Origin of the sequence: Streptomyces sp. NPDC058665 (assembly GCF_042714995.1) — a bacterium.
In the GTDB taxonomy this organism is placed as follows: domain Bacteria; phylum Actinomycetota; class Actinomycetes; order Streptomycetales; family Streptomycetaceae; genus Streptomyces.
This window is the reverse complement of sequence record NZ_JBHXRX010000085.1, coordinates 20,891-30,180: the sequence shown is the minus strand read 5'-3', so window position 1 is coordinate 30,180 and position 9,290 is coordinate 20,891. Positions and strand designations below refer to the sequence as shown.

7 protein-coding genes and 2 pseudogenes are annotated in these 9,290 nt (G+C 70.7%); 1 reads left to right on the top strand and 8 read right to left on the bottom strand.

The annotated features are described in order from the left end of the window. Nucleotides 1-216 precede the first annotated feature (216 nt). From ACFWV8_RS34615 to ACFWV8_RS34595, 5 genes and pseudogenes are all read right to left on the bottom strand, one after another. Nucleotides 217-366: pseudogene (locus ACFWV8_RS34615) on the bottom strand (IS630 family transposase); the annotation flags it as partial. A 316-nt stretch (nucleotides 367-682) separates the two neighbouring features. Continuing rightward, entirely contained in the window at nucleotides 683-3,028 is a 2,346-nt protein-coding gene (locus tag ACFWV8_RS34610) for a Tex family protein (RefSeq protein ID WP_384213768.1), read from the bottom strand. A gap of 116 nt (nucleotides 3,029-3,144) precedes the next feature. Then, nucleotides 3,145-3,285 (bottom strand): LPFR motif small protein, encoded by a 141-nt coding sequence (locus ACFWV8_RS34605; protein WP_384213766.1) that lies wholly within the window; start codon nucleotides 3,283-3,285, stop codon nucleotides 3,145-3,147. A 243-nt stretch (nucleotides 3,286-3,528) separates the two neighbouring features. Further along, nucleotides 3,529-4,392 carry a hypothetical protein gene (locus ACFWV8_RS34600; RefSeq protein WP_384213764.1) on the bottom strand — a complete coding sequence of 288 codons (864 nt, stop codon included), beginning with the start codon at nucleotides 4,390-4,392 and terminating at the stop codon, nucleotides 3,529-3,531. 89 nt (nucleotides 4,393-4,481) lie between these two features. After that, nucleotides 4,482-5,249 carry an enoyl-CoA hydratase/isomerase family protein gene (locus tag ACFWV8_RS34595; protein WP_384213762.1) on the bottom strand — a complete coding sequence of 256 codons (768 nt, stop codon included), beginning with the start codon at nucleotides 5,247-5,249 and terminating at the stop codon, nucleotides 4,482-4,484. 308 nt (nucleotides 5,250-5,557) lie between these two features. Between ACFWV8_RS34595 and ACFWV8_RS34590 the strand changes: the two are divergent. After that, nucleotides 5,558-6,001, top strand: a pseudogene (locus ACFWV8_RS34590) (ATP-binding protein); the annotation flags it as partial. A gap of 171 nt (nucleotides 6,002-6,172) precedes the next feature. Here the strand turns inward: ACFWV8_RS34590 and idi are convergent. The 3 genes from idi to galE form a co-directional block, all read right to left on the bottom strand. Then, nucleotides 6,173-6,769: an isopentenyl-diphosphate Delta-isomerase gene (idi, locus tag ACFWV8_RS34585; RefSeq protein WP_329378998.1), complete on the bottom strand. Its 597-nt coding sequence runs from the start codon at nucleotides 6,767-6,769 to the stop codon at nucleotides 6,173-6,175. A 153-nt stretch (nucleotides 6,770-6,922) separates the two neighbouring features. Beyond that, nucleotides 6,923-7,864 (bottom strand): cation diffusion facilitator family transporter, encoded by a 942-nt coding sequence (locus ACFWV8_RS34580; protein ID WP_384213760.1) that lies wholly within the window; start codon nucleotides 7,862-7,864, stop codon nucleotides 6,923-6,925. A 146-nt stretch (nucleotides 7,865-8,010) separates the two neighbouring features. Continuing rightward, nucleotides 8,011-8,994, bottom strand: coding sequence for a UDP-glucose 4-epimerase GalE (gene galE, locus ACFWV8_RS34575; RefSeq protein WP_384213758.1), 984 nt, complete (start codon nucleotides 8,992-8,994; stop codon nucleotides 8,011-8,013). Nucleotides 8,995-9,290: the final 296 nt, after the last annotated feature.

Genomic DNA, 9,290 nt, shown 5'->3' with positions numbered 1-9,290 from the left:
GTCCTCGTACTGGGCGTACGTGGACTACTCCGACAACGCGGCGAGGTGCCGTGCCAGGCGTTCCGGGCCCGCGAAGATCCGCCGGACACGCCCTAGTGTCTCGTGATTCTCTTCGTGTTATCCGCGGTCAACTCGAAGCCGCTGGTCAGCGACCTACGGAGCTCCGTTCGGAGTGACAGCAACGGGAACACAAGACACCAGTGTCCTGGATAAGTGTCGGGGGTTCTCGTTCCATCCGTCGATCCATGCCCTGATGTCTTGCTCCAGGGCCTTCACGGAGGTGTGGACGCCGCGGCGGATGAGCTTGTCCGTCAACAGGCCGAACCACCGCTCGACCTGGTTCATCCAGGAGGAGCCGGCGGGGGACGGCGAGGTCTCGGATCTGGCTCGTTGGTGGGGCGGCCGCGGTAATGACCGCAGTTACGGTGAGCATGGCGTCGCTGGACATGGGCCTGAAGACCTGGCAGGGCTATTTCGGGTTCGATCTTGATGCTGATCTCGCCCAGTTGGGGACCAGTACCGCGAGTTCCTGTTTTGCTGCGTCTGATGAGGTTCGCGCACGCCACGGAGCAGATCGGGTCGCGACATGCGGTGCACTGGTTCAAAGCGCAAGTGCCGGTCCTGACGGGCGTCATGCCCTCGGGCAGTCCCCGGGGGGACGGCCCGAGGGTACCGCCACTGCTCAGCCCCCGAGCCCCGCCCTCCGCAGCGCGTCCGCCATTGCGCTGTTCGCGGGGGCCGGCGCGGACGACTTCGGTGAGGGCTGGCGCCTCGCGCCGGAGGCGCGCTTGCCGCCGCGCTGCTGCGGCGCACGCTCCCCGCCGCCCGGCTCCGGCTCGTCGTCCAGGCGCAGCGTCAGCGAGATCCGCTTGCGTGGGATGTCGACCTCGCGGACCTTCACCCGCACCACATCACCCGGCTTCACCACGTCGCGCGGGTCCTTCACGAACGTCCTCGACATCGCCGACACATGAACCAGCCCGTCCTGATGCACCCCGACGTCCACGAACGCCCCGAACGCCGCCACGTTCGTGACCACGCCCTCCAGCACCATCCCGGCGGTCAGGTCGCCGATCTTCTCGACACCGTCCATGAACGTCGCCGTCTTGAACGCCGGCCGCGGGTCCCGCCCCGGCTTCTCCAGCTCGCGCAGGATGTCCGTGACCGTCGGCAGCCCGAACGCGTCGTTCACGAAGTCGGCGGGCCGCAGCGAGCGCAGCGCCCCCGCGTTGCCCATCAGCGTCGCGACCTCGCTGCCCGTCGTCTTCACCATCGCGCGGACCACCGGATACGCCTCCGGGTGGACGGACGACGCGTCCAGCGGATCGTCCCCGTCCCGGATCCGCAGGAAGCCCGCGCACTGCTCGTACGCCTTCGGCCCCAGCCGCGCCACATCCTTCAGCGCGCGCCGCGAGCGGAACGGCCCGTTGGAGTCCCGGTGGGCGACGATGCTCGCGGCGAGACCCGTGCCGATGCCGGAGACCCGCGAAAGCAGCGGCGCGGACGCGGTGTTGACGTCGACGCCGACACCGTTCACACAGTCCTCGACGACCGCGTCGAGCGAGCGCGAGAGCTTCACCTCGGACAGGTCGTGCTGGTACTGGCCCACGCCGATCGACTTGGGGTCGATCTTGACCAGTTCGGCGAGCGGGTCCTGGAGCCGCCGCGCGATCGAGACGGCGCCCCGGATCGACACATCGAGGTCCGGCAGCTCCTGGGAGGCGAACGCGGAGGCGGAGTACACGGAGGCGCCCGCCTCCGAGACCATCACCTTCGTGAGCTTCAACTCCGGGTGTTTCGCGATCAGTTCGCCCGCCAGCTTGTCCGTCTCACGGGACGCCGTCCCGTTGCCGATGGCGATCAGGTCGACGGAGTGCTCGGCGCAGAGCCGCGCGAGCTTCGCCAGGGACTCGTCCCACTTGTTCGCAGGGACGTGCGGATAGATCGTGTCGATACCGACGACCTTGCCCGTCGCGTCGACGACGGCGACCTTGACCCCCGTACGGAAGCCCGGGTCGAGCCCGAGCGTCGCACGGGTCCCCGCGGGCGCGGCCAGCAGCAGATCGCGCAGGTTCGACGCGAAGACGCGTACCGCCTCGTCCTCGGCGGCCGTACGCAGCCGAAGCCGCAGGTCGATGCCGAGGTGCACGAGGATCCGGGTGCGCCAGGCCCAACGGACCGTGTCGGCAAGCCACTTGTCGCCCGGCCGGCCGCGGTCCGCGACGCCGAAGCGACGGGCGACCATGGACTCGTACGCGCTGGGCCCCGGCTGCGCGGCGGCGGCGTCGTCCGCCTCGGGCTCCAGGCTGAGGTCGAGGATCTCCTCCTTCTCGCCCCGGAAGAGCGCGAGCATCCGGTGCGAGGGAAGCGCGGTGAAGGCCTCGGCGAAGTCGAAGTAGTCGGCGAACTTCGCGGCCGGACCCTCCGTGGCGTTGCCCTTGCCCTCACGCACCTTCGCCGTGAGCCGCCCGCGCGTCCACATGCGCTCCCGCAGCTCACCGATGAGGTCGGCGTCCTCGGAGAAACGCTCGGTGAGGACGGCGCGGGCGCCTTCCAGCGCGGCGGCGGCGTCCGCGACACCCTTGTCGGCGTCGACGAACGCCGCCGCGGCGGCCAGGGGGTCGACCGACGGATTGGCGAGCAGCCCGTCGGCGAGCGGTTCGAGCCCGGCCTCACGGGCGATCTGCGCCTTCGTGCGCCGCTTGGGCTTGAACGGCAGATAGATGTCCTCAAGGCGCGACTTGGTGTCGGCGGCCCGGATCCGCGCCTCCAGGGCCTCGTCCAGCTTGCCCTGTTCGCGTACGGACTCCAGGATCGCCGTCCGGCGCTCCTCCAGTTCGCGCAGGTAGCGCAACCGCTCTTCGAGCGTGCGCAGCTGCGCGTCGTCGAGCATCTCGGTCGCTTCCTTGCGGTAGCGAGCGATGAACGGGACGGTCGACCCGCCGTCCAGCAGCTCGACGGCCGCCTTCACCTGCCGCTCACGTACGCCGAGTTCCTCGGCGATCCTGCCTTCGATGGACGTCGTCACGTTCTCCCCGACCCGGCTCTCGTGCTGGCTGTGCGTGTGCCTGCATTGTGCCGGGTGGCCGGGGGCCGTGTCGCGCGCCCTCTCCCGTAAGGCAGTCGTGGCGGGAGGCGGCCGGGTCAGACGCGGCGCGGGCGACCGCCGCCACGGGCGCCGCGCGAGGCGCCGCCGAAGAACTTGGCGACGAGCCGGAACGGCAGGGAGACCACGGTGGCGAGGGCGCCACCGACGGCGCGGAGTGCATCTGCGATGGCAGGCATGAGGCAGGGTCTGTCGTTTGGATCTTGCCGGGCTCGCGGTCCCTGGTGCCGCGCCTCGCCGCGTTGTCGTCGGTCGGCATGGCTCCGCCATGACTCCCTCCTCCGCCTTGCGATCCACGACACCAGACCCCGCTCCCTGATCCGGCCTGATCCAAACGACAGACCCTGAACCTCCTGGTAGACGTACGGGCCTCCCATCCGGGCCCGCACTCCCCGGGTTGCCGCTCAGCCGACCGGGAAACGTCAGCTCTTGCCGATGAGGTCCGCCGGGAACGCCCCGTTGCCGGTCGCCGTGACGAGGAATCCGCGCGCCAGCTCCGTCAGACGCTCCACCCCCTCGGCGCCCAGGTGCTCGTACGGCGCGCTGTCCAGCCGGTCCGTGTGGTCCTCCAGCCCGGCGCGGAGCGCGGTGCCCGCCTCGGTCAGCTCGCCCGCCTCGTCCACCAGCCCGCGCTCCCTCAGTCGGCCGGCGGCGGCGTCCCAGTCCGTACGGTGCCAGCCCCGGGTGCCGAGCACCCAGCGCGGGGTCATGCCCTTGCCGGTCGCGGTATGACTGACCAGTGCCTCGACCGGGTCGAGCCCGGCGGACAGCAGCGCGGTGAGATGACCGTCGCCCCGGTGTTCGCGGAGCAGCGTCGCCGCGTGCCAGTAGGCGAGATGCGGCTGCTCGGGGACCGGCAGGTCGGCGTGTGCGGCGTAGAGCGGCCGGGCGGTGCGGGTGCACGCCTCGGTGGCGCGCAGGGCGAGCCGGGCCGCCTCCGCCATCTCGTCGGACGCGACGGCCTCCTCACCGAGGACGCGCCGCAGGGTGGAGTCGACGGCGCGCAGCCTGGCGTCGAGGACGGTCTCGGGCGAGACGACGCACCAGACGGCGGGGACATGCTGGGCGACCAGCTCGTAGCTGAAGTTGTAGAAGGAGGCGGCGATCACACCGGGCCCGACCGCGCCCATCGCGGCACCGCGCCCGGCGAAGTACACGGCGCGCGGGTGGCCGACACCGGCACCGGCGAGTTCCTTGCCGAGGTCCGGGGAGAAGTAGACCGTCGAGTGGAGGGGATTGACGGCGTTGTGACAGCGGCGTCCGGCGCGCGGGGCGAGAGTGGTCATGCCCGTACGTTACCGACTGGTCGGTACGCCCGGGAACCCCGGGGACGCGACCCACATGTGCCCCACCAGACCGAACACGGTCCCGGGCTCTACTCCCGTACCGTCCACCCGAACCGCGGCTCGCGCCGTTCCAGGAACGCCGTCACGCCCTCCGCCCGGTCGCCGCTGACGCGCGCCTGCTCGTCCCAGTACGCGTCCCGGTCCTCGCGGCCCGCCGCGAACTCCTTCACCGCCGTCTGCGTCAGCCGGGAGCGCGAGGTCAGCACCCGGGTGAACTCGGCCACCCGCTTGCCCAGTTCGCCCGGTGCGAGCACCTCGTCCACCAGACCGACCCGCAGTGCGCGCTCGGTCTCGATCAACTCCCCTGAGAACAACAGGTACTTGGCGGTCGAGGGACCAACCAGCGAGACCAGCCGGCGGGTCGAAGACGACCGGTAGACGACAGCGAGCTTCGCCGGCGTGATCCCGAACCGCGCGCCCTCCTCCGCGAACCGCAGATCGCACGCGACCGCCAACTGGGCGCCACCGCCCACGCAGTAGCCCCGTACGGCCGCGAGCGTCGGCTTCGGGAACGCGGCCAGCGCCTCCTCAGCCCGCACGCTGAGGTCCCGTATCGCGTCGCCCGGCTCGCGCAGCGCCGCGATGTCGGCGCCCGCGCTGAACGAATCACCGGCGCCGGTGAGCACCAGCGCGTGTACGGCGGGGTCCGTCGCCATCCCGGCCAGCAGTTCGGGCAGCGCCCGCCACATGTCCGGGGTCAGCGCGTTGCGTTTGGCGGGATGGGAGATCGTGACGGTGGCGATCCCGTCGGCGACGGCGGTGGTCAGCCGCGGCGGTGCGGGCTCGGTGGGCTCCATGGCCGGATGCTATCCGGGCCGGCCGAACCCGCTGTTACCGACGGGTGGCACCGTCCGGCGGGGAGAAGCGCGCGGACCGGGCAGATCGGACAGATGGCCCGCACGGGCGCGCGCCTTTCAGAGACGGACAGGAAAACGACACGGCCGGTCAGTCGTCCGACTCGATGGAACGCACCCGGCTGCAATCCGTCGATAGATGCTGACTTCTGTTCAGTTCCCTGGTTCGCGCGGCCTCGTTCCCAAGACTCGGAGTCCGATGCACAGCGCGCTCGGAGCGCTGGTAAACCGAGGGTGGGTGTGCCGCGGTGATGGAGAGCCTCGGGAGTGTTCCGGCCAGACCGATGCCGTACGAGGGGGTCTGGCGGTTCACGGCCCCCGCGGTCGAGCTCTCCGTGCCGCATGCCCGGCACGCCGTACGTGATCTGCTGGTCCGGCAGGGCGCTCCGGTGTCCGACGAGACGGTCCAGGGGCTGCTGCTGATCGTCTCGGAGCTGGTGACCAACGCCGTACGGCACGCGGCCCTGCTCTCGCCCGAGCTGGCGGTGGAGGTCGCCATCGCCGCCGACTGGGTCCGGGTGTCCGTGGAGGACGACCATCCGTACCGGCCGAAGGCACTGGAACGGGACTACGCGCAGACCGGCGGGCGCGGTCTGCTGCTCGTCCGGGAGATCACCCGGGAGACGGGCGGCACGTGCGACGTCGAGCACACGGCGAACGGCGGGAAGATCGTCTGGGCGCTGCTCCCGCTGTCGCCCGACACCGTGGCGGCGCCGGCCCAGGAGACTGTGCCCGCCCAACAGGTCGTGCCCGTCCAGGAGGATCTGCCGACGCGGGAGACCCTGCCGGCCCAAGAGGCCGTCCATGAGGCCCAGGGGCATCCCGTCCCCCCGGCGGCCCCCTGATCACAGGGGGCCGAGCGAGCGCTACCAGCCCCCGGCGGGCCCCGTGAGTTCCCGGATCGCCGGGCGCGCCGCGTCGAGCACGGTCATGAACCACGCCGAGAACGGGGCCGTCCGGTGCCGCTCCGCCAGCTCCACCGGCGTGACGTACGCCGTGTCGCCGATCTCCGCGGGGTTCGGCCGCAGCGTCGCCTGAGGGAGCCCCACGAAGAGGTGGTTGTACTCGTGCTCGACCAGCCCGGACCCCGGGTCCGGGTGGTTGTAGCGGACCGTGCCCGCCTCGGCGAGGAGCTTGGGCGAGATGCCGAGTTCTTCGTACGTACGCCGGGCGGCGGCGGCGAAGGGCGCCTCACCGGGATACGGGTGCCCGCAGCAGCTGTTCGACCAGACGCCGGGGGAGTGGTACTTGCCGAGCGCGCGGCGCTGGATCAGCAGCCTGCCCTGCTCGTCGAAGAGGAAGACGGAGAACGCCCGGTGCAGCTGACCCGGTGGCTGATGGGCCGCGAGCTTCTCCGCCGTGCCGATGGTGTTGCCGCCCTCGTCGACCAGCTCCAGCATGATCGCTTCTTGTGCGCCGCCGTTCGGCGAGCTGCTCGTCGCAGTGACAGGTGTGGTCGGCATAGCCATCCTTCGCATCGGTCCTCGGCCCCCAAGTCTGCCGTACAAGAGTCTCCTGTCCGCACTTCCGCGAAACGGGCATGTCCGGCCCCGGAATGTGCTCCGCGGGGGCGGACATGCCCGTTACGGCCTGGCTTTCGCCGGCGGCGGACCCGCTCAGTGGCAGAGGTTCGCCTCGTGCTCGGCGTGCCCCACGGGCTCCAGCTGGAAGGTGCAGTGCTCGACGTCGAAGTGGGAGCCGAGGCACCCCTGGAGATCGTGCAGCATCTTCTCGTGCCCGACGCTGTCCAGCACCGACTGGCTCACCACCACATGCGCCGAGAGCACCGGCATGCCCGAGGTGATCGTCCAGGCGTGCAGATCGTGCACGTCCTCCACGCCGGGAAGCGCCACTATGTGCTCCCTGACCTCCGCCATGTCCACGCCCTTGGGCGCCGCCTCCAGCAGTACGTTCAGCGTCTCGCGCAGGAGCTTCACCGTCCTCGGGACGATCATCAGGCCGATCACCAGGGAGGCGATCGGGTCGGCCGCCTGCCAGCCGGTGGTGAGGATGATCGTCGCGGAGACCAGGACCGTGACCGAACCGAGGGTGTCGGCCAGCACCTCCAGATACGCCCCGCGCACATTGAGACTCTCCTTCTGCCCGCGCATCAGCAGGGAGAGCGAGATGAGGTTCGCGACCATACCGACGGCCGCGAAGATGATCGCGAGCCCGCCCTTGGTCTCGGCGGGGGTGATGAAGCGCTCGATCGCCTCGAAGAGCAGGAAGCCGCCGACGCCCAGCAGGAGCAGACAGTTGGCGAGCGCGGCCAGGATCTCGGCGCGGGCCAGCCCGAACGTACGGTTGCCCGTCGTCGGGCGGTTGGCGAAATGGATCGCGAGCAGCGCCAGCGCGAGCCCGACGGCGTCCGTGGCCATATGGGCGGCGTCGGCGACCAGCGCCAGGGAGTCGGAGGCGATGCCGCCGATGATCTCCATGACCATGACCGAGAGGGTGATCCCCAGCGCGATCCGCAGCCGCCCCGCGTACGCGGCGGTCGTGGTCCCCGGCGGTGGCGCGCCGCCGTGCATGTGCCCGTGATCGTGCCCAGCCCCCATGGGTTTCCTCCCGGTGTGTTCGAGCCGATGCGGCCAGTGAACTACGGGTGGGGGGTATCGGGCAACACGGGGCTGAACACCGTTGTCATTACCCCTGACCTGCGGTGATGTCCGCAGGTCAGAGGAGCGACAAGATCGTTTACGGCTCAGTCCGCCGACAGCTCCGGGTGCCGCAGCCGCCAGCCTTCCCACGCCGATTCGACCATTTCGCGTACCCCGCGCCGCGCCGTCCAGCCCAGGTCCGCGGTGATCGAATCGACCGAAGCGACGGCCTTGGCCGCGTCGCCCGGCCGGCGCGGTTCGACGACCGGGGGAGCCCGGTGGCCGGTGACCTCGCCCACCAGATCCGCGAGCTCGCGCACCGAGACGCCCTCGCCGCGCCCGATGTTGTACGTCACGTCGCCGGGCGCGTTCTGCGCGGCAAGCCGCCGGGCCACCGCGAGATGGGCGTCGGCGAGGTCGGCGACATGGATGTAGTCCCGTACGCAGGTGCCGTCGGGCGTCGGATAGTCCGCGCCGAAGATCCGCACCGGCTCGCCGCGGGTGATCCGGTCGAAGAACATCGGGATGATGTTGAACACCCCGGTGTCCGCCAGCTCGGGGCGCGCCGCCCCCGCCACGTTGAAGTAGCGCAGACACGCGGTGGACAGCGAGTGGGCCCGGCCCGTGGCGCGTACCAGCCACTCGCCCGTGAGCTTCGTCTCGCCGTACGGATTGATCGGCACGGCCGGGGTCTTCTCGGTGATCAGCTCCACGTCGGGCACGCCGTACACGGCGGCCGACGACGAGAACAGGAACCGCTCGACCCCGGCGGCGACCACGGCTTCCAGCAGCACGGTGAGTCCGTGCACGTTCTCCCGGTAGTAGGTGAGCGGCCGCTCGACCGATTCGCCGACCTGCTTCTTCGCGGCGAGATGCACCACACCGGTCACCGTGTGCTCGGCCAGCGCCCGGTCGACGGCCTCCCGGTCGAGCAACGAGCCCCGCACCAGAGGGATTTCGGCGGGCAGCCGGTCCGCGACGCCGGACGAGACATCGTCGAGGACGACGACCCGCTCACCCGCCTCCGTCATGGACCGCGCCACATGCGCCCCGATGTACCCCGCTCCACCTGTGATCAGCCAAGTCATGCCGTCAGCCTAGGCGGTGCCGTTGGGGTGGCCGGAGGGTCGCCCCGGGCGGTCGCCCCGGGCGGCCCGGTAGTCGTACGGTTACCGGACGTTCACCCGGCGGTCGTGGCTTCGACGGTGCAGACCGTGCGGAGTCGGATATGTCTAACGGAGCCCGTGCGGGTATCCGACGGCCACGGTTTGTGAGGCGGGGCACCGATCGACAATGATGATCTCCCGGCGGGCCGGAATTGGCCCGGCTCATGGCGTCCGGGGCATGAACAGGCGATGAACGCAGTCTTCCGTTCATCCGATAG